At 69.5% G+C, this 20,808-nt stretch carries 22 protein-coding genes and 1 pseudogene; 16 read left to right on the forward strand and 7 right to left on the reverse strand.

Features of this window, described 5'->3' with window-relative positions; all coding sequences use genetic code 11:
• Positions 1 to 120 precede the first annotated feature (120 nt).
• The 5 genes from ACXVUM_RS08555 (at position 121) to arsB (ending at position 5,211) form a co-directional block, all read left to right on the forward strand.
• Positions 121 to 1,332, forward strand: coding sequence for an ABC transporter substrate-binding protein (locus tag ACXVUM_RS08555; protein WP_458521395.1), 1,212 nt, complete (start codon positions 121 to 123; stop codon positions 1,330 to 1,332).
• 52 nt (positions 1,333 to 1,384) lie between these two features.
• Positions 1,385 to 2,188 carry an ABC transporter permease gene (locus ACXVUM_RS08560; RefSeq protein ID WP_458521396.1) on the forward strand — a complete coding sequence of 268 codons (804 nt, stop codon included), beginning with the start codon at positions 1,385 to 1,387 and terminating at the stop codon, positions 2,186 to 2,188.
• Positions 2,185 to 2,970, forward strand: coding sequence for an ABC transporter permease (locus tag ACXVUM_RS08565; RefSeq protein WP_458521397.1), 786 nt, complete (start codon positions 2,185 to 2,187; stop codon positions 2,968 to 2,970). The genes ACXVUM_RS08560 and ACXVUM_RS08565 overlap by 4 nt, the downstream gene beginning before the upstream one ends.
• Complete coding sequence (locus ACXVUM_RS08570; protein ID WP_458521398.1) at positions 2,967 to 4,022, forward strand: ABC transporter ATP-binding protein; 1,056 nt, start codon at positions 2,967 to 2,969, stop codon at positions 4,020 to 4,022. The genes ACXVUM_RS08565 and ACXVUM_RS08570 overlap by 4 nt, the downstream gene beginning before the upstream one ends.
• Positions 4,023 to 4,143: 121 nt before the next feature.
• Positions 4,144 to 5,211 (forward strand): ACR3 family arsenite efflux transporter, encoded by a 1,068-nt coding sequence (gene arsB / locus ACXVUM_RS08575; RefSeq protein WP_458521399.1) that lies wholly within the window; start codon positions 4,144 to 4,146, stop codon positions 5,209 to 5,211.
• Positions 5,212 to 5,259: 48 nt separating this feature from the next.
• Here the strand turns inward: arsB and ACXVUM_RS08580 are convergent, their stop codons facing one another.
• Positions 5,260 to 6,348, reverse strand: coding sequence for a sulfite oxidase (locus tag ACXVUM_RS08580; protein WP_458521400.1), 1,089 nt, complete (start codon positions 6,346 to 6,348; stop codon positions 5,260 to 5,262).
• Positions 6,349 to 6,494: 146 nt separating this feature from the next.
• Here ACXVUM_RS08580 and ACXVUM_RS08585 point away from each other — a divergent pair, with 146 nt between their 5' ends.
• From ACXVUM_RS08585 to ACXVUM_RS08600, 4 genes are all read left to right on the forward strand, one after another.
• Complete coding sequence (locus ACXVUM_RS08585; protein WP_458521401.1) at positions 6,495 to 7,109, forward strand: mycothiol-dependent nitroreductase Rv2466c family protein; 615 nt, start codon at positions 6,495 to 6,497, stop codon at positions 7,107 to 7,109.
• A gap of 167 nt (positions 7,110 to 7,276) precedes the next feature.
• Complete coding sequence (locus tag ACXVUM_RS08590) at positions 7,277 to 9,442, forward strand: MMPL family transporter (protein ID WP_458521402.1); 2,166 nt, start codon at positions 7,277 to 7,279, stop codon at positions 9,440 to 9,442.
• A gap of 33 nt (positions 9,443 to 9,475) precedes the next feature.
• The gene (locus ACXVUM_RS08595; protein WP_458522828.1) at positions 9,476 to 9,886 is read left to right on the forward strand and encodes a DUF302 domain-containing protein; all 411 of its coding nucleotides are present in this window, start codon (positions 9,476 to 9,478) and stop codon (positions 9,884 to 9,886) included.
• Between the two features lie 75 nt (positions 9,887 to 9,961).
• Positions 9,962 to 10,228, forward strand: a complete 267-nt coding sequence (locus tag ACXVUM_RS08600; protein ID WP_458521403.1) for a metal-sensitive transcriptional regulator — start codon at positions 9,962 to 9,964, stop codon at positions 10,226 to 10,228.
• 11 nt (positions 10,229 to 10,239) lie between these two features.
• Here the strand turns inward: ACXVUM_RS08600 and ACXVUM_RS08605 are convergent, their stop codons facing one another.
• Entirely contained in the window at positions 10,240 to 10,959 is a 720-nt protein-coding gene (locus tag ACXVUM_RS08605; RefSeq protein WP_458521404.1) for a VIT1/CCC1 transporter family protein, read from the reverse strand.
• A gap of 85 nt (positions 10,960 to 11,044) precedes the next feature.
• On the reverse strand, positions 11,045 to 11,527 hold the full coding sequence (locus tag ACXVUM_RS08610) for an SRPBCC family protein (protein ID WP_458521405.1): 483 nt from the start codon (positions 11,525 to 11,527) through the stop codon (positions 11,045 to 11,047).
• A gap of 223 nt (positions 11,528 to 11,750) precedes the next feature.
• Here ACXVUM_RS08610 and ACXVUM_RS08615 point away from each other — a divergent pair.
• Positions 11,751 to 13,333, forward strand: a pseudogene (locus ACXVUM_RS08615) (serine hydrolase).
• Between the two features lie 9 nt (positions 13,334 to 13,342).
• Here the strand turns inward: ACXVUM_RS08615 and ACXVUM_RS08620 are convergent.
• Positions 13,343 to 14,368 carry an NADP-dependent oxidoreductase gene (locus ACXVUM_RS08620; RefSeq protein ID WP_458521406.1) on the reverse strand — a complete coding sequence of 342 codons (1,026 nt, stop codon included), beginning with the start codon at positions 14,366 to 14,368 and terminating at the stop codon, positions 13,343 to 13,345.
• Positions 14,369 to 14,500: 132 nt separating this feature from the next.
• On the opposite strand from ACXVUM_RS08620, the gene ACXVUM_RS08625 reads away from it, so the two are divergent.
• The 5 genes from ACXVUM_RS08625 to ACXVUM_RS08645 are packed head-to-tail and all read left to right on the forward strand — an operon-like array spanning position 14,501 to position 17,849.
• Positions 14,501 to 14,845, forward strand: a complete 345-nt coding sequence (locus ACXVUM_RS08625) for a hypothetical protein (RefSeq protein ID WP_458521407.1) — start codon at positions 14,501 to 14,503, stop codon at positions 14,843 to 14,845.
• A gap of 1 nt (position 14,846) precedes the next feature.
• On the forward strand, positions 14,847 to 15,779 hold the full coding sequence (locus tag ACXVUM_RS08630) for an FAD:protein FMN transferase (RefSeq protein ID WP_458521408.1): 933 nt from the start codon (positions 14,847 to 14,849) through the stop codon (positions 15,777 to 15,779).
• Complete coding sequence (locus ACXVUM_RS08635; protein ID WP_458521409.1) at positions 15,776 to 16,357, forward strand: ferric reductase-like transmembrane domain-containing protein; 582 nt, start codon at positions 15,776 to 15,778, stop codon at positions 16,355 to 16,357. The genes ACXVUM_RS08630 and ACXVUM_RS08635 overlap by 4 nt, the downstream gene beginning before the upstream one ends.
• The gene (locus ACXVUM_RS08640) at positions 16,354 to 17,589 is read left to right on the forward strand and encodes an NADH-ubiquinone oxidoreductase-F iron-sulfur binding region domain-containing protein (RefSeq protein ID WP_458521410.1); all 1,236 of its coding nucleotides are present in this window, start codon (positions 16,354 to 16,356) and stop codon (positions 17,587 to 17,589) included. Before ACXVUM_RS08635 ends, ACXVUM_RS08640 begins: the two co-directional genes overlap by 4 nt.
• Positions 17,586 to 17,849 carry a ferredoxin gene (locus tag ACXVUM_RS08645; protein WP_458521411.1) on the forward strand — a complete coding sequence of 88 codons (264 nt, stop codon included), beginning with the start codon at positions 17,586 to 17,588 and terminating at the stop codon, positions 17,847 to 17,849. Before ACXVUM_RS08640 ends, ACXVUM_RS08645 begins: the two co-directional genes overlap by 4 nt.
• Positions 17,850 to 17,871: 22 nt before the next feature.
• Here ACXVUM_RS08645 and ACXVUM_RS08650 read toward each other — a convergent pair whose 3' ends face one another.
• Positions 17,872 to 18,111 carry a hypothetical protein gene (locus tag ACXVUM_RS08650; protein ID WP_458521412.1) on the reverse strand — a complete coding sequence of 80 codons (240 nt, stop codon included), beginning with the start codon at positions 18,109 to 18,111 and terminating at the stop codon, positions 17,872 to 17,874.
• Between the two features lie 180 nt (positions 18,112 to 18,291).
• A complete protein-coding gene (locus ACXVUM_RS08655) occupies positions 18,292 to 18,852 on the reverse strand; it encodes a TetR/AcrR family transcriptional regulator (RefSeq protein WP_458521413.1) in 561 nt (186 codons plus the stop codon).
• A gap of 84 nt (positions 18,853 to 18,936) precedes the next feature.
• Here ACXVUM_RS08655 and ACXVUM_RS08660 point away from each other — a divergent pair, with 84 nt between their 5' ends.
• The gene (locus ACXVUM_RS08660; RefSeq protein WP_458521414.1) at positions 18,937 to 19,980 is read left to right on the forward strand and encodes an aldo/keto reductase; all 1,044 of its coding nucleotides are present in this window, start codon (positions 18,937 to 18,939) and stop codon (positions 19,978 to 19,980) included.
• Positions 19,981 to 20,034: 54 nt separating this feature from the next.
• Here the strand turns inward: ACXVUM_RS08660 and ACXVUM_RS08665 are convergent, their stop codons facing one another.
• Positions 20,035 to 20,541 carry a hypothetical protein gene (locus ACXVUM_RS08665; protein ID WP_458521415.1) on the reverse strand — a complete coding sequence of 169 codons (507 nt, stop codon included), beginning with the start codon at positions 20,539 to 20,541 and terminating at the stop codon, positions 20,035 to 20,037.
• Positions 20,542 to 20,808 lie beyond the last annotated feature (267 nt).

The following is a 20,808-nucleotide window of genomic DNA, read 5'->3' on the forward strand; positions in this document are numbered from 1 at the left end:
TCGGTTCTCGTGGACCATCGGGCAGGGAAGGCTTCGACCTTCCCGGCGTGTGCCCGGGCGGGTACACCGATCGAAGGGACATCCGTGACGACGCGAGGTACTCGACACACCGTCCGCTCCATGCTCGCACTCGGCGTCGTCGCGCTGCTCTCCGCAGCGTGCGCCGCGCCGGGGTCGACCGGGAAGCGGGCCGCCGATGTGCCGTGGTCACAGGTCCAGCAGGAGGCACGCGGCCAGACGGTGTCGCTGTGGATGTACGGCGGTGATCAACAGGGGAACGCCTACGTCGACACCGTCCTGGCGCCTGCAGCCGCACGGGAGGGCGTGACCCTGCGTCGAGTACCCGTCGCCGACACCAAGGACGCCGTCAGCCGCATCCTCGCCGAGCGGCAGTCGGGGACCACGAACGGCTCGGTCGACCTGGTCTGGGTGAACGGCGACAACTTCGGCACCGCGAAACAGGCGGGCGGGTGGCTGTGCGGGTGGACCCCACGTCTGCCGAACATGCGCTACACCGACCCCGACGACCCGCTGCTGCAGAAGGATTTCGGGGTCCCGGTCGACGGGTGTGAATCGCCGTGGAACAAGGCGCAGTTCACCCTCGTCTACAACGCCGCGGCCGTTCCCGACCCGCCGACGACGTTCACCGGGGTCCTCGACTGGGCGCAACGACACCCGGGCCGGTTCACCTATCCGGCCCCGCCGGACTTCACCGGATCCGTGTTCGTCCGGGAGGCTCTCGTCGCGCTGTCCGGGGGCGCGGGCCGTGTGCCGCTGACCTATTCGCGTGAGGCATACGACCGACTCACCCCGGCGCTCTTCGACCGGTTGAGGCGACTGGCCCCGTCGTTGTGGCGCGGGGGATCGACGTACCCGCAGACGTCGTCCGCGCTCGACGACCTGTACTCGGGTGGTCAGGTCGACATGACCATGACGTACGGCCCCGCCACCCTGACCGAGCTGGTCGCGAAGGGGACATTCCCGCCGCAGACGAAGGTGCTCACGCTGTCCGACGGCACCGTCGGCAACGCCAGCTTCCTCGCGATCCCGTCGACGTCCGGACACTCCGCGGGCGCGCAGGTCGTCGCGAACCTCGCCCTGTCGCCGCAGCAACAGCTCGCGAAGGCGCGTCCGTCGACGTGGGGTCAGTTCACCGTCCTCGACCTCGCGCGACTCGACGCCACCGACCGCGCGGCGTTCGCCGCGCTACCGGCCTCGCCGGTGGTCCCCTCCTACGAGGTCCTGTCCCGCAACGCGCATCCGGAGCTGTCGTCGGCATGGGTGACCCCGCTCGACGACGGCTGGCGGAAATCCGTCCTCGCGGCACGCTGAGACGGTGAGTTCCTCGACCACGATGGATCGGCGCTCCGGGAGAACGACTCTGATGGTCGTACCGGCCGTCGTCCTGGTCGTCCTCGTCGTGGTGGTCGCGCTGGCCACAGCGATCCTGCAGAGCCTCGGACTGATGCCGCTGGTGGGCTCACCGGCCCTGAGTGTCGACGGGTACACGTCCGCGTGGCCCGAACTCCTCACGTCCGTTCGTGTGTCCGTGGGGATCGCCGCGGTGTCGACCGTGCTGGCCGTGATCATCGGCGTCGCCGCAGCACTTGCCGTGGCCGCGGCGAGTCGCTCGGTGCTGGCGGCGGGCACCATCACCGTGCCGGTCCCCCACCTCGTCGGTGCGGCGACGATCGGTCTGCTGCTCGCCGACTCCGGGCTGCTCGCGCGTCTGTTCGGGATCAGCGGGGCGGAGTCGTTGGGCCTGGTCGGCGGTCGGTGGTGGATCGCGGTGATCGCCGAGTACACGTGGAAGGAGTCGGCCTTCATCGCGCTCGTGGTCGGCGGGACGCTCGCGTCACGGGTGGCCGGATACGACGAGACGGCCGCGCTGCTCGGTGCCGGTCGGCGGGCGCGTTTCCGGTTCGTCACCCTCCCGCTGATCGCGCCGTCGGTGGTGGCGGCGTCCGCGATCACGTTCACCTACGCGCTCGGGTCCTACGAGGTCGCGATGCTGCTCGGCCGGCCGTACCCCGAGCCGATGGCGGTCATGGCCGTACGACTCTTCCGGTCCATCGACCTGTCGGCCCGGCCGGAGGCAGCGGCGGTGTCGGTGGTGACGGCCGGGTTGTCGCTGCTGGTGATCGGTCTGGCCCTGGCGGCACTCCGACGGCTGACGGTGTGGCGATGATCGGACGCCTCAGGCCGGGGCACGCGCTGCGTGGACTTCTCGTCGGCTGGTTCCTCGTGCCGCTCGTCCCTCTCGTCCTGTGGGCGTTCGCCGACCGCTGGCCGTTCCCCGATCGGCTCCCCGACGAGTTCGGGTTCGACGGTCTGCGAACGGCTCTCGCCTCCGGCGCCGGACACGCCGCGCTGATGTCCACGGTTCTGGGCCTCGCGGTGGCCGCCGTCGCGACACCGGTCGGTGCGCTCGCCGCCCGGGCACTCGCGACGGGGAGGGTCGTCGCCCCGCGCCTCGTCCAGGCGATCATCCTCGCGCCGCTGGTGCTGCCGGCGTTCGCCGTGGCGCTCGGGCTCGACGTGGTGGTCCTGCGACTGCGGATCCCCGGCACCGCGGCGGTGGTCGGCATCCTGGCCGTCGCCGCGCTGCCCTACACGACGACCGTGATGCGACTCGCCTTCGGCGCGTACGACATGGCCTACGAAGAGGAGGCCCGCACCCTGGGCGCATCGCGGTGGACTGTCGCCGTGCGCATCCGGCTCCCCCTGCTGGCCCCGGCGATCTCGGGCGCGGCGTTCCTGGCGTTCCTCGTCGCGTGGAGCGACTACGTCGTCACGCTGCTCATCGGTGGCGGTCGGCTGATCACGCTGCCGATCCTGGTGGCGTCGTTCGCGGCGGGGACCGGGAACGAGTCGGTGGTCGCCGTGCTGTCGTCGGGCGCGATCCTGCCACCGCTCATCCTCCTGATCGTGGTCGCGCGGTTCCGCGGCCGCCGTGAGGTCGCCCGGTGACGCCGGGGTCGCGGACCGGCCTGTCCGTCGTCGATCTCGGACGCCGGCATCGGGGTGCGTCCGCGCCGGCGCTGAGCGGGTTGACCCTCGAGGTCGGGGCCGGATCGTGCACGGCGCTGGTCGGACCGTCCGGGTCGGGCAAGAGCACGGCGCTGCGGCTCGTCGCCGGCCTCGACGAACCGACCGACGGCGTGGTCCGCATCGACGGCCGCGACGTCACCGGGGTGCCGGCGGAATCCCGCGGGGTGGGGATGGTCTTCCAGCGGCCGCTGCTGTTCCCGCATCTCTCGGTGCTCGACAACGTCGCGTTCCCGCTTCGTGCGGCCGGATCGACGCGCCGCGACGCGCGCCGCCGGGCGCTGCGGTATCTGGAGATGGTCGCGGCGGTCGACCTCGCCGACCGGTCCTCGACAGCGATCTCGGGTGGGCAGGCGCAGCGGGTGGCCGTGGCGCGAGCGCTCTGCGCGACGCCGTCGGTGCTCCTCCTCGACGAGCCGTTCAGCGCCCTCGACGGGCCGCTGCGTACGGACATGTATCGGCTGCTGCGGGACATCCGCGCGGAGGTGAACCCGACGATCGTGCTGGTCACGCACGATCTCGACGAGGCCGCGCAGACGGCCGATCGCATCGCCGTCCTCGTCGACGGCGAACTGCACCACGAATCGGACATCGACGGGGCCTTCCACCGGCCGTCCACCCTTGCGGTTCATCGTCACCTCGGGGGACTCGTCGAGATCGCCGGTCACGTCGACGACGGCGTCCATCACAGCGACCTCGGCGCGGTTCGGGTGCCCGAGGGATGCCCGATGCCCGACGGTCCGGGTCTGCTGCTGATGCGGCACGAGGGCGTGGCCCTGTGCCCTCCGTCGTCGGCCTCGACGATCGGCTCGGTGGTCGCGACGGCGACAGCGGGCGTCCGGACACGGGTGACGGTCGCGGTCGGGAACGCACGGGTCGTCGCCGACCTCCCGCCCCACACCAGTGTCGGGATCGGATCGTCCGTGGGACTGGACATCCCGCGCGACGCCGTCTGGGTCGTCGGGCCGGGCTGATCGGCGCGTCCGACCGGACCCGGGTGCTCTGTCAAAATGGACACATGTCGACACAGCGCGGGTCTGCGCGCATCCGTGAGTCGATCGCTCGCCACAGGGTGGGTGTCGGAGTGGTCCGAGCATGACCACCACACAGGACGACGCTGCCGTCGCGGCGCGACTGTCGACGCTCGACCGCTTCCTGCCGGTCTGGATCGGCGTGGCGATGGTGGCCGGACTGGGTCTCGGCGCGTTCGTCCCGGGACTGAACGATGCGTTGTCGGCCATCTCGGTCGACGGGGTCTCGCTTCCGATCGCCGTGGGACTGCTCGTGATGATGTACCCGGTGCTGGCGAAGGTCCGCTACGACCGGCTCGGTGCGGTCACCGGCGACCGCCGGATGCTCATCGCGTCACTGGCCCTGAACTGGATCGTCGGACCGGCGCTGATGTTCGCCCTCGCCTGGCTGTTGCTCCCGGACCTACCGGAGTACCGGACCGGGTTGATCGTCGTCGGTCTCGCCCGGTGTATCGCGATGGTCGTCATCTGGAACGACCTCGCATGCGGCGACCGTGAGGCCGCTGCGGTCCTGGTCGCGATCAACTCCGTGTTCCAGGTCGTCATGTTCGGTGTGCTGGGCTGGTTCTACCTGTCGGTCCTACCCGGGTGGCTGGGACTGCAGCAGACGGACATCGCCACGTCGCCCTGGCAGATCGCCGGTTCCGTTCTGGTGTTCCTGGGCATCCCGCTCGCAGCCGGGTTCGCGTCGCGTCGCCTCGGCGAGCGTGTCCGTGGGCGCGACTGGTACGAGAGCAGCTTCCTACCCGGCATCGGACCGTGGGCGCTCTACGGCCTGCTGTTCACCATCGTCATCCTCTTCGCGCTGCAGGGTGACCAGATCACCTCCCGGCCGCTCGACGTCGTGAGGATCGCTCTGCCCCTGCTCATCTACTTCGCGGTGATGTGGGGTGGCGGGTATCTCGTGGGCGCGGCGATCGGCCTCGGGTACGAGCGCACGACGACCCTCGCCTTCACCGCTGCGGGCAACAACTTCGAGCTCGCGATCGCAGTCGCGATCGCGACCTACGGCGCCACCTCGGGGCAGGCGCTCGCCGGGGTCGTCGGGCCGCTGATCGAGGTGCCGGTCCTCGTCGGGCTCGTCTATGTGTCCCTGGCCCTTCGGCGTCGATTCCACGCGGCCGCAGCATGACCAGCCCATCGGTGCTGTTCGTCTGCGTGTGGAACAGCGGGCTCCCGGTCAGCGGGCCCGAACGGTGACCGAATGCCACGCATTGTTGGCGTAGCCCTTGGGATTCCACAGGTCGGCGGCGTGGACGGGCTGTTCGCCGGAGCCGGAGTCCCTGGCGCGCACGGTGATCGTGTGGTCGCCGGGCGTGAGATGTGTCGGCAGGTGCCAGTGCCGCCACGACCACGGGGAGGACTCCTCGTCGAGATCGGCGTCGGTCCAGGTGGCGCCGCCGTCGGTCGAGACCTGCACGGAGGTGACGGTGTGGCCGTGACCGCCGATCGCGTATCCACGGATCGATGCCGGTCCCGCTGAGATCTCGGCGCCGTCGACGGGGTCGATGACCGCGGATGTGACCGGTGTGGCGGTCAACGCGGTGCCGACCTCCGGGCCGGGCTCCTGCTCGGCCGACAGCATCCGGTAGGACACCCGCTCGAAGTAGTTGTCGGACGGCGATGTCTGCGCGGAGACGGACTGGACCCACTTCACGCTGCGGGCGCCGATGTACCCGGGCACGACCATCCGAACCGGCCCGCCGTGGACGCTGGGGAGGGGCCGGTCGTTCATGGACCACGCGAGGAGGACCTCGTCCGACAGTGCCTTCTCTCGGTCGATCGACCCGCCGTATGTCTGAGGGGGCTCGGCCTCGCCCGCGACGTCCGATGCGGTGACGGCGATGTGGAGCGCAGCGTCGGCGAGTCCCGCCCGGTCGAGGACGTCGCGGAGCCGGACGCCGGTCCACCGCGCAGTCGAGATCGCGCCGATGTCCCAGGGGGCCTCGCCGGGGATGTCGCGGACCGCCATCAGGTCCGTGCGACGGTTGCCCGCGCACTGCAGGGTCGCCTCGACGGTCCGCGACGTGAACTGCGACCGGAGCTCCGACAGTCGCAGACGCAGCGGCGTCCGGACCATCCCCTCGACGACGAGTTCCCACGTCTCGGGGTCGATGTCGGGGATGTCTCCGTGGCTCCGCACGTAGAACGACGTCGGGTCGGTCAATCGGCTGCCGAGGTGCTGCGGCGGCGTCTCGGCGTTCAGCGGGGCGGTCTCGTGGACGGTCATCGGGGTCTCGGGCATCGCGCTGTCGTCCTCCTCGCTCACCGGGCCTCACCGTCGAGTGTGCACCTCGACGCATCGCTGGACATCAGATACCCCCATGGGTATGGTCGCCATCATTCGACCGGTCCGTCACGGGACCGAACCATTCATCCGAGGATACCCCCCGGGGTACATATTCAGGAGGCGAGATGCACATCGACTGCTATGTCGACCCGGCCTGCCCCTTCGCGTGGGCGACATCCCGGTGGCTCACCGACGTCGTCGGCCGCCACGACGACGTGACCCTCACGCTGCGCCAGATGAGCTTGGCGGTCCTGAATGCCGAGGCCGTCTCGAGCGGCGACATGGATCCCGGCATGGCCCACCACATGGCGGTCTCGCGTGCCGGTGGTCGGCTCCTGGCCGCCGCTCCCGCAGCGGCGTTCGCGGATCTGTACGGCGCACTCGGACGGAGGGTCCACCTCCACGGCAGTGACGTCGACGCCGATGTCGCGCGCGCCGCTCTCGACGAGTGCGGGCTCGATCCCGCCCTCGCGTCGGCCATCGACGACCCGTCCCACGACGAGGAGGTCGAGCGGGCCCACGCCGCGGCGGTCGACGCCTACGGCGAGCCCTCCGGCACACCGCTCGTCGCGGTGGACGGCCGCACCTTCTTCGGACCGGTGCTCACCGAGATCCCTGCCGGCGAGGCGGCGGACGATCTGCTCGACGCACTGACCGTCGTCGCCCGGACGCCGGCGTTCGCTCAACTCCAACGGCCCCGCTCGGGGCCGCCCACCCTCACGACAGCGCAGGAGAACTGACCCATGTGTCACGCGATGACATGCAGGACATGCGGCAAGACGACGTGGGCCGGCTGCGGTCGACACATCGAATCCGTCAAGCGACGGGTACCCGATTCGCAGTGGTGTGACGGCCACGCGAGCGCCCCGACCGGATCGATCTTCTCTCGACTGACAGGACGGAAGAAATGACGAGCACCGACACCACCGCGCCACCCGATCGACCGGGTGCCGATCCAGAGGCCTCACGTCCGGGTGTTCTCGGGCGCATCGGCGGCTGGGGCAGTGACCACCGTCGCATCGTCTTCGGTGTGTGGTTCGCGGCGATCGTGGTCCTCGGCGCCTTCGCGCCGTCGGTGTTCTCGTCGCTCGCCGGCGCCGGGTGGCAGGCGAACGGTTCGGAGTCCGTCGCAGTTCGCGAGCTCGCGCAGCAGCACTTCGGCGGGAACGCCTCGTCGGCGGTCCAGGTCGTCGTCCACTCGGACTCCGCGACCGTCACCGATCCGTCCATGCAGGCGGTGTTCAGCCAGATCGGTCGGGAGCTCGGGTCGGACCCCCGATTCGGCGAGATCGTCGCACCCCAGCCCGGGATGACGATCAGCCGCGATGGTCACACCGGCATCCTCATCGCCGGTGCGAACGCGTCGACCGACGAGATGGTCAAGGCGGTCGACGATCACAAGTCCGACCTGACCGCATTGTCGCGCAACGGGATCGAGGTCTACCCGACCGGGGCGTCGGCGCTCTGGGCAGACTTCAACAAGGCCAACCACGACGCGATGATCAAGGCGGAACTGTTCTCGTGGCCGGTCACCCTCGCGATCATGGTGCTGGCGTTCGGGTCGCTGGTCGCGGCGGGGCTCCCGCTGCTGCTGACCGTCGCCGGTCTCGTGGCCTCGGCCGGTGGCCTGGTGCTGCTGAACCACGTCACGCCGATCTCGGTGTGGGCGATGAACTTCGCGATGATGTTCGCCCTCGCGCTCGGGATCGACTACGCGCTGTTCGTCGTCTCGCGGTTCCGTGATGCGCTGAAGCAGCGGGGTGATCGCCGACAGGCCGTCGTCGACACCATGGACACCGCGGGCAAGGCCGTGTTCCTCTCGGGCTTGACCGTCCTGGTGAGCCTCTCGGCCGTGCTGCTCGTGCCCGCCCCGGCGGTGCGCACCATGGCGGTCGGGATCATGCTCGCGGTGGTCTTCGTCCTGCTCGCGACGCTGACTCTGCTGCCCACCGTGCTCGGTGCCCTCGGCCCGAAGGTCAACGCGGTCTCGCTGCCGTACGCGAAGAAGCAGGAACACCGCTCGCCGGTGTTCCACCGGTGGGGATCGCTGCTGCACAAGCACCCGTGGCCGTTTGCCGTCGTCTCCCTGGGGATCCTGGTGCTGCTGGCTCTGCCGGTCGTCGGACTGAAGGTCGCCATGCCGTCGATCTCGGTGGTCCCGGAGGATGCCCCCGTCCGTCAGGGCTACGCGTTGGTGCAGGAGCAGTTCGGACCCGGGGCGCCCGGTGCCCTGCAGATCATCACCCCTGCCGCCGACGCGCAGGCCGCAGCGACGATCGCGTCGTCCAGCCCGGGGATAGCGATGGTCACACCGCCGCAATCGGCGCGTGACGGATCCGGCTACACGCTGATGGAGGCCATCCCGACCGTCGATCCGTCAGACGCCCGCATGGGCAGCATCCTGCACACGCTGCGTGAACGGCTCCCCGCAGACGCGCTCGTCGGGGGTGCGCCGGCGGAGAACCTCGATCTGCAGACGGCGCTGAACGACTACCTGCCGATCATCGTCGGCGTCATCCTGATCATGGGCTTCCTGCTGTTGCTCGTCGCGTTGCAGGCGCCGCTCATCGCACTGATGGGAACGGTCGTCAGCCTGCTCTCGACCGGCGCGGCCTTCGGTGTCGCGAAGCTGGTCTTCCAGGATGGCCACGGGGCGTCGCTGCTGGGGTTCACCCCGCAGGGCTTCCTCGACGGGTGGGGGCCGGTGTTCTTCTTCGCGATGATCTTCGCCATCGCGATGGACTACACCGTGTTCCTCCTCGCCACGGCCAAGGAGCACTACGAGAAGTCCGGTGACCCGCACACGGCGCAGGTCGACGGGATGGCCCATTCGGGCCGGGTCATCTTCGCTGCCGCCGCGGTGATGGTGGCGGTGTTCTTCAGCTTCGCGCTCGCCGATCCGCTCCCGCCGAAGGAGATGGGCATCATCCTGGGTGTGGCGGTCCTGCTCGACGCGGTGTTCATCCGGCTGATCCTGCTGCCGGTGCTGCTCCGGATCACCGGCCACGCCGGCTGGTGGTCGCCCGCCTGGCTGCGACGGGTTCTCCCGTCGATCAGCTTCGCGCACAACTGACCTCGTGATCGACGACAACGAAGGAGAGAGATGATGGAACTGGGTTTGACCACGACCCTCACCGACACCGATTTCGCCACCGCCCGTGAGAAGGTGACCGCCGCACTGGCCGATCAGGGCTTCGGCGTCCTCACCGAGATCGACGTCCAGGCGACGCTGAAGAAGAAGCTCGACGAGGACATGGAGCAGTACACGATCCTCGGTGCGTGCAACCCGACTCTGGCGCACAAGGCGATCGGTGTGCAGCCCCAGATCGGGATGCTGTTGCCCTGCAACGTGGTCGTCCGCGCCGACACCTCCGACGACTCGGGTCGCACCATGATCGTGGAGGCGATGAACCCCGATCTCATGGTCTCCGTCACCGGCGAGTCGGGGCTCGAGCCGGTCGCGGCCGAGGCCGCAGGGCTGCTCGGCAAGGCGATCGCCGCCCTCGGCGACGCCTGATCACATGGCCGTCCTGCCCCCGCGGCGCATCATGCCCCCGGGGGTAGGCTGGTCTCTTCACACGGGAGGACTGTCATGACCGGAGACGACGAGACGCTGGCGTTGGTTCTGAACCGACTGCGCCGTGCACACGGACAACTCGGCGGCGTGATCTCGATGATCGAGGACGGACGCAACTGCAAGGACGTCGTCACGCAGTTGGCGGCGGTGTCCCGTGCGCTGGACAAGGCCGGGTTCAAGATCGTCGCCACCGGGTTGCGCGAGTGCATCACCGGAGATCCGGACGCCAAGGAGCCCATGACCGAGGCCGAGTTGGAGAAGCTCTTCCTCGCGTTGGCCTGAGACGGCCGGGACTATCCGACAGCGGTCCCGACCAGGAGGCCGATGAGGTACGTCACCGCCATCGCGATGACGCCGCCGATCGTCACGCGGAGCACAGCGGCGCGGCGATCGGCGTCCCCGACGACTGCACTGACGTATCCGGTGAGGGCCAGGGCGAGGGCGACCACCACGAACGTCAGCGGGATCCGTAGGTGCAGCGGCAACAGGACGATCGCCACGAGCGGCAGCAGCGCGCCGAGGGTGAACGAGACGGCGGACGAGAACGCAGCGTGCCAGGGGTTGGTCAGTTCGTCGGGGTCGATGCCCAGCTCGGCCTCGACATGTGCGGCGAACGCGTCCTTCTCGGTGAGTTCGGTCGCGACCTGCCACGCCGTCTCCGGCGTCAGTCCCTTCGCCTCGTAGATCGCGGCGAGCTCCTCGAACTCCTCCTCTGGTTGCTCGTCGAGCTCGGTGCGTTCCTTGAGCAGAAGAGCCTTCTCGGTGTCGCGCTGGGTGGACACCGACACGTACTCGCCGAGCGCCATCGAGACCGCGCCGGCAGTGAGGCCCGCGATCCCGGCGGTGAGGATCGGCTCGCGGGACGCAGTGGCCGCAGCGACACCGATCACGATGCCTGCGACGGAGACGATCCCATCGTTGGCGCCGAGGACACCTGCGCGCAACCAGTTCAACTTGCTCGCCGCGCCGGCGGCGTGTGGCTCCGCGCCGTGCTGGGTCGGGATCTCGGTCATGGACGCCAGCCAACACCGTCCTGGCCGACTCGTCCAGCAAGCGCAGGCAAGCCTGAGAAGCGCTGCGCGAGAGTGAACAACGAGTTCAGCGGCCTTCGACGACCTGCTTCACCCGCTCGAGTGTGGCTGGGATCCCACTGTGCGCGGCATCGATCCGGTCCTGGATCTGGGCCTCGGCATCGTCGCCGTACCGCTCGTGGAACGTCTCGATCCCACTGTCGAGGAACGCCCACGACTCGGTGAGCTCGGTGCCGCCGTCGACCGGCCGCAGCGTGTAACCCCATCGCGCGAACTTCCCGCCCACCAGCCAGGCGAACTCGCGGCCACGCTCGGCGGCCACCACGAGAGACCGGGTCTCCCAGGTGCGGGCGGGAGTCTTGTTGCGTCCGACGAACCAGGCACCCTCACGGGGGCCGTCGGGTCCCGGCTCGTCACCCGACTCCCACCAGCAGGCCTCGCAGATCGGGCTCCATTCGCCCGTGCGGGTGACATCGGAGACGACGTCGTAGACGGTCTCCGGATCGGCGGCGATCACGACGGTCCCGGAATGCGTGTGGGCGGCAGCCATGGACACGACCCTAGTCCGCGATCCGGAGGCAGACATACGACCTGGTCAGCGCAACTATGCACCAGCTTTCGCTGACCGGGGACGGTGGATCGTGAATGCGACGAATCGCCGTACACCGTGGGCTCCACGGGTGTTCCATCCGTCGTGGAGTCGACGACACCGGCCGCCGGCCTGTTCCACCGGAGCGACGATGACCTGTGACCTGACCCCCGCCTCCGTCCGCATGACCCGGAACATCGTTCCCGCGGTGGTCCTCGCGACCTGTCTGGTGCTCGCGGTGTCGTCGTGTTCGTCGGCGCCTCCGGGCCCCGATTCCCCGTCCAGCCCGGGTGACGTGAACGCCGCTGTGGCGCAGCCGCTCCCGGCAGACGCGGTCGACAAGGCGGTCGGCCGGCTCGACTCGATCGTGAACGACGAGCTGCGCAGGACGGGCATCCCCGGAGCGGCGGTCGCCGTCGTCCACGCCGGCCGGACGGTGTACGCGAAAGGCTTCGGCGTCGCCGACATGGCTACCGGCAGGAAAGTGGACGCGGACACGGTGTTCCAGCTCGCGTCGGTCTCCAAGTCGGTCAGCGCGTCGGTCGTGGCGACCCAGATCACGCAGGGCCGGGTGTCCTGGGACACCCCGGTGGTCGCCTCCATGCCGACCTTCGCGCTCTCCGACCCCTACGTGACGGCCAACGTCACCGTCGGCGACCTGTTCGCCCATCGGTCGGGTCTCGCCGAGCACGCCGGGGACAAGCTCGAGGAGATCGGGTACGACCGCGACACCATCCTGCAGCGGCTCCGACTGCTGCCCCTCGAGCCGTTCCGGACCACGTACGCCTACACCAACTTCGGTCTCACGGCGGCGGCGCAGTCGGTGGCGGACAAGGCGGGGACCGACTGGGCGACCCTCGCCGAGCGGGCGATCTTCGAACCTCTGGGATGCGGTCCTCGTCGATGCGCTACTCCGACTTCGCCGGCCGGGCGGATCGCGCCGTCGGCCACGTGCGCGAGAACGGCCGATGGATGGTGACGCCACAGCAGCGCGAACCCGATGCGCAGGCGCCCGCTGGCGGTGTCAGCTCATCGGTCGACGACATGGCCCGGTGGTTGACGGCGATGCTCGGCGACGGGACGTACGCCGGGAAGACGGTGTTCAGCCCGGAGTCGATCCTGCCGGCGACGATCCCCGAGATCCGCACGTCCGAACCGGAGTCGGCGGCCGACCGCGCGGGGTTCTACGGGTACGGCTTCAACGCGGCCACCACGTCGGACGGCAGGACGACCTACTCGCACTCCGGCGCGTTCGCGCTCGGGACGGGAACGAACTTCGTCGTCATGCCCTCTGCCGACGTCGCGATCATCATGCTGACCAACGCGGCGCCGATCGGCGTCGCGGACGCGGTGGGCATGCGGTTCATGGACCTGGTGCAGTACGGCGAGGAGCGCCAGCCGTGGGACACGCTCTACGGAGACGCGTACGCCGGGCTGTCCGAACCGACGGGATCGCTGGTCGGGAAACCGGCGCCGACCGACCCCGCTCCCGCACGACCCGACTCGGCGTACGTCGGGACCTACGAGAACGCGTACTGGGGGCCGGCGACCATCAGCACCCAGAACGGCGGCCTGACCATCGGGCTCGGCCCGAACGGGCAGACGCGCTATCCGCTCACCCACCGTGACGGCGACACGTTCACGTTCTCACCGCGCAGCGAGAACGCCGAGCCGGGTTCGATCTCCGCGGTGACGTTCGCCGGTCCGTCGATGACGGTCGAGTACCTGACATCCGACGGCGACGACGGCGTGTTCACCCGGCGCTGAGGTGCGCCGTCAGTCGGCGACGTGGACGACCGTCTTGCCGAAGGTACGGCCGGCGAGCATCGCGCGGAACGCGTCGAGGGTGTTGTCGAAGCCGTCGGTGACGTCCTCGACGTACTTGAGCTTCCCGTCGGCCACCCACTGCGTCGCCTCCCGCAGGAACGCCTCCTGCTGCGTCGCGACGAACTCGGTCTGGATGAATCCGCGGACGGTGAGGCTGCGGGTCAGGATCTGACCCATCAGAGCGCCGCTGCGGTCAGGGCCCTCCGGGAGGGACGTGCGGTTGTAGTTGGCGACGAGGCCGCACACCGGGATGCGGCCGTAGGTGTTCATCCGGGGCAACACGGCGTCGAACACCGCACCGCCGACGTTCTCGAAGTAGACGTCGATCCCGTCGGGCGTCGCCGCCGCCAGCTGGTCGGCGAAGTCGTCCGCACGGTGGTCTATCGCCGCGTCGAAGCCGAACTCGTCACGCAGATGGGCGACCTTCTGCGGTCCGCCTGCGATCCCGACCGCCCGTGCACCCTTGAGCTTCGCGATCTGACCCACGGCCGATCCGACCGGGCCGACCGCGGCGGCGACCACGACGGTCTCACCGGGCTTCGGGTCGCCGATGGTGAGCAGACCGGAGTAGGCGGTGAAGCCCGGCATACCGAGCACCCCGAGCGCAGTGCTGGGCGGCGCCACCGAGGTGTCCAGCCGGCGCAGGTGCTTCGTCGACTCGACGGAATGGGTCTGCCAGCCGCCGTACCCGAGGACGACGTCGCCCTCCGACAGTGCGGGATCGCGGGACTCGAGCACGCGCGAGACGGTGGCACCCACCATCGGGTCGCCGATCTCCACCGGCGGGGCGTAGGACTTCGCGGCACTCATCCGACCGCGCATGTAGGGGTCGAGCGACAGGTCGAGGGTCTGCAGGACCGCCTGGCCCTCGTCGGGCCGGGGCAGCTCCACCTCCTCGAACCGGAAGTCGTCGTCGGTCGGCTCGCCGTGGGGTCGGGCCGCGAGGACGATGCGTCGGGTCGTGTGGGTGGTCATGGCTCTCCCGTGGTCGGACGTGTGCAAACCCTGGGTCAACACCGGCGCCGGTCGGGGTTGTTCCCACAGATCGCTCCCGACCTCACATGGTGCTGCCAGCGTCCCCACAGCTTTGATTCGCACACTCGGGTCATGGCCGATGAGCAGCACCATCGGCATCGACGAGAGGTACGGACCATGACCCCACCGGAACGAGGAATCCGCAGGGCGCGCGCGGCCGCGGTGACCCTGGGCGTCACCGCATTGGGCGCCATCGGCATCACGTCGGGTCTGGCGTACGCCGACACCGACCACGGTTCGACGACACCGGCGACCTCCGCGTCGACCGACACGAGCGCCTCCACCGACTCCTCGTCCGGTTCGGACGGCTCGTCGAGCGGGTCCACCGACCTCGGGAGCTCGCCCAGCGGATGGGGTACCGCCCCGACGGTGTCGGCGGGCAGCGGCGACAGTCACGCCCAGACGAGCGGGAGCTGAGATGGACACCGCGACCAGCCGATGGCGGGTGTGGGGACTCGACGCGTCGGTGACCGTCACCGACCCGGGCGCGGTGGACGTCGCCCGGGAGATCGTCGACACCGTGCTCGACGACGTCGACCGGGCGTGCAGCCGTTTCCGAGACGACTCGGAGCTGTCCTGCCATTCGATCCGACGTGGCCGGCCGACCCGCATCTCGCCGGTGTTGGCGACGTTGGTGGACGCGGCACTCGGCGCGGCGCGCGCCACCGACGGCGCTGTCGACCCGACGATCGGGAACCGCCTCGTCGTCCTCGGCTACGACCGCGACCTCGACGCCATCCCCGACCCGGCCGTGCACGCCGGTCCTGCCGTGCTGCGGTCCCGATTCGCCGCGCACCGGGCGCACGCCGGGATGATCTCGCGGCACGGCGACACCCTGACCGTCCCGGAGGGGGTGAGTCTGGACCTCGGGGCGACGGCCAAAGCGGTCGCCGCGGACCTCGCGGCCGATGTCGTCGCCGCGCAGGTCGGGTGCGGTGTCCTCGTCGACCTGGGTGGTGACATCGCCACGCGGGGGATGCATCCCGAGGGCGGGTGGCAGATCCTCGTCGACGACGGTCCGGGCCAGCCGACCGCACAGGTCGCGCTCACGGGGAACTGCGGGGTGGCGACGTCGAGCACCCTGCACCGGAGGTGGCGCGACAGCGACGGCATCGAGCGCCACCACATCATCGATCCGCGGACCGGTTTCCCCGCCGACGAGGTGTGGCGGACGGTCACCGTGGTCGCCCGTCGGTGCGTCGACGCGAACGCCGTCTCGACAGCGTGCATCGTGAACGGCTCCGCCGGTCTGGATTTCGTGCGGCGCACCGAGCTGCCCGCCCGTCTCGTCGACGCGGACGGCGCGGTCGTCGGACTGTCCGGGTGGCCTGCGGAGGCGGTGGCAGCATGAGTGACCAAGCGCTGTGGGCGCTGGGCAGGGGAACCGGCATCACCGCACTGCTGCTGCTGACGTTGTCGATCGTGCTGGGTGTCACCACCCGGGCGGGCCGTCCGCTCCTCGGACTGCCGCGCTTCGCCCTCTCGTCGCTGCACCGGTCGGTCGCGCTGGGCGCGTCACTCCTGATCGTGCTGCACGTCACCACGATGGTGATCGATCCCTACGCCCAGATCGACCTCCTCGACGTCGTCCTGCCGTTCCGGTCGCGGTATGCACCCTTCTGGGTCGGACTGGGGACGCTGGCACTCGACCTCCTCGTCGTGCTGGTGGTGACGGCGCTCCTGCGACATCGGATGAGTCCGAGAGTGTTTCGCGCAGTGCATCTCGCGACCTACGCGCTGTGGCCGGTCGCGTTCGCCCATGCCCTGGGAAGCGGGACCGACGTCGGGCACGGCTGGATGATCGCGATCTGCGCCGTCTGCGCTCTCACCGTCCTCGGCGCGGTCGTCGCGCGGTGGACCATTCCCGGCGAATTCGATCACGTCCGCCGCGCCGCACCCGGTGGCCGAGTCCTGGAGGCCACTCGATGACCGCCGCCACCAGCAGGTTTCGATCCGTCGTCCCGCGTCCTGGAGGTCGGCGTCGACTGCTCCTCGGAGTGGGCGCCGATCTCGCGACACACGCCTCGACGCACGGGACCCGGAGGCCCGTCGGGCCGGAGTTGCTCGACGAGATCGCGGCATCGGGTCTGACCGGTCGGGGCGGTGCCGCCTATCCGGTCGCCGCCAAGCTGTCCATCGCCCGCGACGCGATGACCCGAGGACGACCCTCCGTGGTCGTCGGGAACGGGGCCGAGGGCGAGCCACTCTCGCGCAAGGACGCCGTCCTGCTCACCGAGGCACCACATCTCGTCCTCGACGGCCTGTCGGCGGCTGCGTCGGCGATCGGTGCCACACAGACCTACCTCTACGTACCCCAGGGCGCGACGAGCGCGATCACGGCGATCGTCCGGCAGAGGGTCGACAGTGGCTGGGACACCAGGGTTCCCGTCGTCGTGGCTGCTCCGGACCGGTTCGTCTCGGGGGAGAGCACCGCTGTCGTCGACGGGATCTCCGGCGGCCCGGGAGTCCCGCGCGACCGTCGGACACCGACCGCGGTCAGCGGGGTGCACGGCCGCCCCACCGCGGTGCACAACGTCGAAACACTCGCCCACATCGCACTCGTCGAGCGGCACGGCGCTGCCTGGTTCCGGGGCCGCGGAACCGCGGCCGAGCCGGGGTCGATGCTGGTGACGATCTCGAACGATCGCGGCATCCGGGGGGTCGCCGAGTCCGACCTCGGGGCGCCCCTGGCCGCATACGTCGACCGTGGAGCGCGGGCGGTGTTGATCGGCGGCTATCACGGCACCTGGGTCCGGGGTGAGGAGGTCGCCACGGTGGCGCTCTCGTCGAGATCGCTGCGTGCGGTGGGCGCTGCGCCGGGCGCCGGGATCGTGCACTCGCTCGGTGCCGAAGCGTGCGGTCTGGAGGTGACGGCCCGCTACCTCGATCACCTCGCCGGTGAGAGTGCGGGCCAGTGCGGACCGTGTGTGTTCGGATTGCCCGCTCTGGCAGCGGGTTTCCACGAGATCATCGAAGGGGGTGGCCCTGCGGCCGCGAACCGCGTGGCGCGGCTCGCCGCCACCGTCGACGGGCGCGGCGCCTGCGCACATCCCGACGGGACCGCCCGCCTCGTCCGATCCGCGCTGCGGGTGTTCGCCGACGAGATCCACGATCACGCGCACGGCCACTGCGTCGGACGCGGACGGGAGGGACGCCGGTGACGACGAACGACCGTGTGGCGGTCCACATCGACTTCACCCGGTGCGACGGCCGCGGGCTGTGCGCCGAACTGCTGCCGGGGACGTTCGCGCGGGACCCGTGGGGGTATCCCATCGCGATCGCCGACCCGCGCACCACGGTTCAGCGGGAACCGCAGGTCGCCGCCTCCGACATCGCACATGTGGCGCGAGCTGTGCGCGCATGTCCCCGATCGGCGCTGTCCGTGGTGGACCCCGCCGGCTCGCCGTCGTCCCGGCGCTGAGCTCGTCGTCAGGGAACAGGCCTCATTGGCCATAGGTGTAGCGCAGGTGCGCGTTGATCAGCTCACCGATGCGCTGACAGAGGTGGCGGAACAACCGGTCGTCGGGTGCAGGCGGCTCGACCATCAACGACCACCGCAGAGCCGTTCCGCCGTCGTGGGGCGTGAGGTCGAAACGGATGTGCGCGTCGGGCCGTTTCACCCAGATCGACGACCACACCACCAGCGACGGCTCCTCGCGCTGGCGTGTCGCGATCACATCCACACGCGAACCGTACGTCGTCGTGCAGGGTGTCGGCGGCTGTCGCATTCGTGGCTCGTCCCCGGGGAGGGTCGGCTTCAAGCAGATCCATACGGTGTCAGACCAGATCAGCGGATCGCCGCGCGAGTTCTACCGGTCCGACGATCGTTTCACGGGCCGTCGTCGGGCTCAGGTCGTCGCGGATCAGCTGTCGGGGTGCGGCGGCGTGGAGTCGGTGGCGCGTAGCCCGTCGAGGATCAGGGCGAGCATGTGGGGTGACCTGTCACTTGGCCCCGGGGCTGCTCGCCACAACGCGGCGGTGAGTTGTAGGAAATCGCGGGGGTCGGCGTCGGCGCGGATGGTCCCGTCGAGTTTCCCGGCGTCGAACAGCGTCGTGATCGCCTCGATCACCGGGTCGTAGGTGCGTTCGGTGATCGCTCGGTGCGCGGCGGGTCCGAGTGCGTCGCCGAGGCCGTGCTTCTGTCTCATGGCTGCGACGAGAATGGTCGTCCACTGGCGCAGCGCCTCCAGCGGAGTCGAGGATGCCAGCAGTGCGGGCACCGACCCGATGATCCGCTCGACCTCGTCTTCGTAGACCGCCAGCACCAGTGCTTCGCGGGTGGGGAAGTGGCGGTAGAGGGTTCCCGGCCCCACCTCAGCCCGCTTTGCGATCTGGTTCAACGACGTCTGGCCGTCCTCGGCGAATGCAGCACGAGCAGCAGCCAACACGCGCTCTCGGTTGTCGCGGGCGTCGGAACGGACCATCGGACACTCCCTTGCTAAGTGGAGACCTCTCCACTAGCGTCGGTGCCAGACGGAGACGTCTCCGTTTGAACCTAGAGGAGCACCATGCGTTACACCAAACTCGGCACGACCGGTCTCGACGTCTCGCCGATCGCGATCGGCGCGATGACCTACGGCGAGCCCGACCGTGGCCATCCGGTGTGGTCGCTCGACGAGCAGAGCAGTCGGCCCCTGATCAAGCACGCACTCGAATCGGGCATCAACTTCTTCGACACGGCGAACATGTACTCCTACGGGTCCAGCGAAGAAATCCTCGGTCGAGCACTGGCAGATTTCGCCAACCGGGACGAGGTCGTCATAGCCACGAAGCTGCGGCACCCGATGCGAACCGGACCGAACGGAAAGGGGTTGTCCCGCAAAGCGATCATGTCCGAGGTCGAGCACAGCTTGCGGCGTCTGGGCACCGACTACATCGACCTCTATCAGATTCATCGCAACGACCATTCCACGCCGGTCGAGGAGACCCTGGAGGCGCTACACGACCTGGTGAAGGCCGGCAAGGTCCGGTATCTGGGGGCGTCGTCGATGCATGCCTGGGAGTTCGCGAAAGCACTGCACCTGCAACGCAGACACGGGTGGGCTCGGTTCGTCACCATGCAAGATCACTACAACCTGCTCGCCAGGGAAGAGGAGCGGGAGATGATCCCCCTGTGTCTCGACGAAGGAGTCGGCACCCTCGTCTGGAGCCCCCTGGCGCGGGGGCGTCTCGCCCGCCCTCACGACGAAGCGAAGTCGACCACTCGTGCGGCGACCGATGGCGGGTACGCAGACCTGCTCTACAGCTCCACCGCCGACAGTGATCGCGCGATCATCGAGGCCGTCGGCGCGATCGCAGAGACCCGCGGTGTGAGTCGCTCGCAGGTCGCGCTCGCCTGGCTCACCAGCAAGCCCGTCGTCACCGCGCCGCTGGTGGGGGCGAACAGGACATCCCACATCGATGACGCTGTCGCGGCGCTCGACCTCGAGTTGACCTCCGAGGAGATCAGCCGGCTCGAACGCGCCTACACCCCGCGCAACGACTTCCAAGGGGTCTCCGACGAGGCCGAGATGCAGCAGATCCGCGATCGGATCGCCGGCTACTCCTTCTGACGCGGGTGGTAGGTCGCACCGAAGGCGAGTGATCAATGGACGAGGTCCGAAAAGTCACCGCGATTCACGTGCATCGAGTGTCTGTCGGTCGGACGCGGCTTCGTCACCCCTGAACCGGCCGATCGGCCCGTCCCACTCGAACAGGGAGTCCGGCAACGAGTCTGGCTGGGAGAGCTTCTCGACGTCGAGCAACGCGTAACCGTCGGCGTTCGTCACGCGCATCAGGATTCCGGTTGCGTCGTCGAAACCGAGGAAGATCGACTGCTCGTCGGATGTGTGCAGCCGGACCGACCATGCCGGGCGCCCAGCGACCTCGGTCTGTTCCGCGGGCCCTGCGGCGGTGAGCCCCGCACTCAGGTGTCCTAGCAGTGAGTCCGGTCCCAATAGATCAAGCGGGCTGAACCTCGCGCCCAAGAGAGGTAACCGAATGTCGCTGTCGAGCTGACGCATCTGGCCGTCGACCTTGACCAGCGTGGTGGTCGCCGAGGAGAGGTACACCGGCTCGGTGTCGATCTCGACCCTCCACTTCCCGCCCGGGGCGTGGTGAAAGTCGAAGCGCACCCGTTCGGTGGGGGATTCGCTGACCGCCAGCGTCCCGATCGCTTACACGGAATCCGCCACCGCATTACGGCCTGCGAGCTCGATCCACGACGTCGTCCTCATCGGTGCAGCCTAGGGCGACGTGGGGATGACCGGTGTGCCGATCACTGCGCGCGAACAGCCCGGCTCGACGCAGACCGACGCAGCGTGATGCGAGCGGGCCGCAGCACAGGCGTCTCGTGCGCCCTGCTAAACATGCGTACGTGATGGCGGGGGTCGGTGTCGGGC

The organism is Williamsia sp. SKLECPSW1, assembly GCF_054332755.1.

What these genes read in the sequence shown, in the direction of transcription:
- ACXVUM_RS08585 (WP_458521401.1), top strand. Translation starts at nt 6,495, where the DNA reads ATGCACATCGACTGCTATGTCGACCCGGCCTGCCCCTTCGCGTGGGCG.
- ACXVUM_RS08630 (WP_458521408.1), top strand. Translation starts at nt 14,847, where the DNA reads ATGGACACCGCGACCAGCCGATGGCGGGTGTGGGGACTCGACGCGTCG.
- ACXVUM_RS08600 (WP_458521403.1), top strand. Translation starts at nt 9,962, where the DNA reads ATGACCGGAGACGACGAGACGCTGGCGTTGGTTCTGAACCGACTGCGC.
- ACXVUM_RS08620 (WP_458521406.1), bottom strand. Translation starts at nt 14,368, where the DNA reads ATGACCACCCACACGACCCGACGCATCGTCCTCGCGGCCCGACCCCAC.
- ACXVUM_RS08610 (WP_458521405.1), bottom strand. Translation starts at nt 11,527, where the DNA reads ATGGCTGCCGCCCACACGCATTCCGGGACCGTCGTGATCGCCGCCGAT.
- ACXVUM_RS08595 (WP_458522828.1), top strand. Translation starts at nt 9,476, where the DNA reads ATGGAACTGGGTTTGACCACGACCCTCACCGACACCGATTTCGCCACC.
- ACXVUM_RS08605 (WP_458521404.1), bottom strand. Translation starts at nt 10,959, where the DNA reads ATGACCGAGATCCCGACCCAGCACGGCGCGGAGCCACACGCCGCCGGC.
- ACXVUM_RS08655 (WP_458521413.1), bottom strand. Translation starts at nt 18,852, where the DNA reads ATGGTCCGTTCCGACGCCCGCGACAACCGAGAGCGCGTGTTGGCTGCT.
- ACXVUM_RS08590 (WP_458521402.1), top strand. Translation starts at nt 7,277, where the DNA reads ATGACGAGCACCGACACCACCGCGCCACCCGATCGACCGGGTGCCGAT.
- ACXVUM_RS08660 (WP_458521414.1), top strand. Translation starts at nt 18,937, where the DNA reads ATGCGTTACACCAAACTCGGCACGACCGGTCTCGACGTCTCGCCGATC.
- ACXVUM_RS08565 (WP_458521397.1), top strand. Translation starts at nt 2,185, where the DNA reads ATGATCGGACGCCTCAGGCCGGGGCACGCGCTGCGTGGACTTCTCGTC.
- ACXVUM_RS08625 (WP_458521407.1), top strand. Translation starts at nt 14,501, where the DNA reads ATGGCCGATGAGCAGCACCATCGGCATCGACGAGAGGTACGGACCATG.
- ACXVUM_RS08640 (WP_458521410.1), top strand. Translation starts at nt 16,354, where the DNA reads ATGACCGCCGCCACCAGCAGGTTTCGATCCGTCGTCCCGCGTCCTGGA.
- ACXVUM_RS08555 (WP_458521395.1), top strand. Translation starts at nt 121, where the DNA reads ATGCTCGCACTCGGCGTCGTCGCGCTGCTCTCCGCAGCGTGCGCCGCG.
- arsB (WP_458521399.1), top strand. Translation starts at nt 4,144, where the DNA reads ATGACCACCACACAGGACGACGCTGCCGTCGCGGCGCGACTGTCGACG.
- ACXVUM_RS08560 (WP_458521396.1), top strand. Translation starts at nt 1,385, where the DNA reads ATGGTCGTACCGGCCGTCGTCCTGGTCGTCCTCGTCGTGGTGGTCGCG.
- ACXVUM_RS08635 (WP_458521409.1), top strand. Translation starts at nt 15,776, where the DNA reads ATGAGTGACCAAGCGCTGTGGGCGCTGGGCAGGGGAACCGGCATCACC.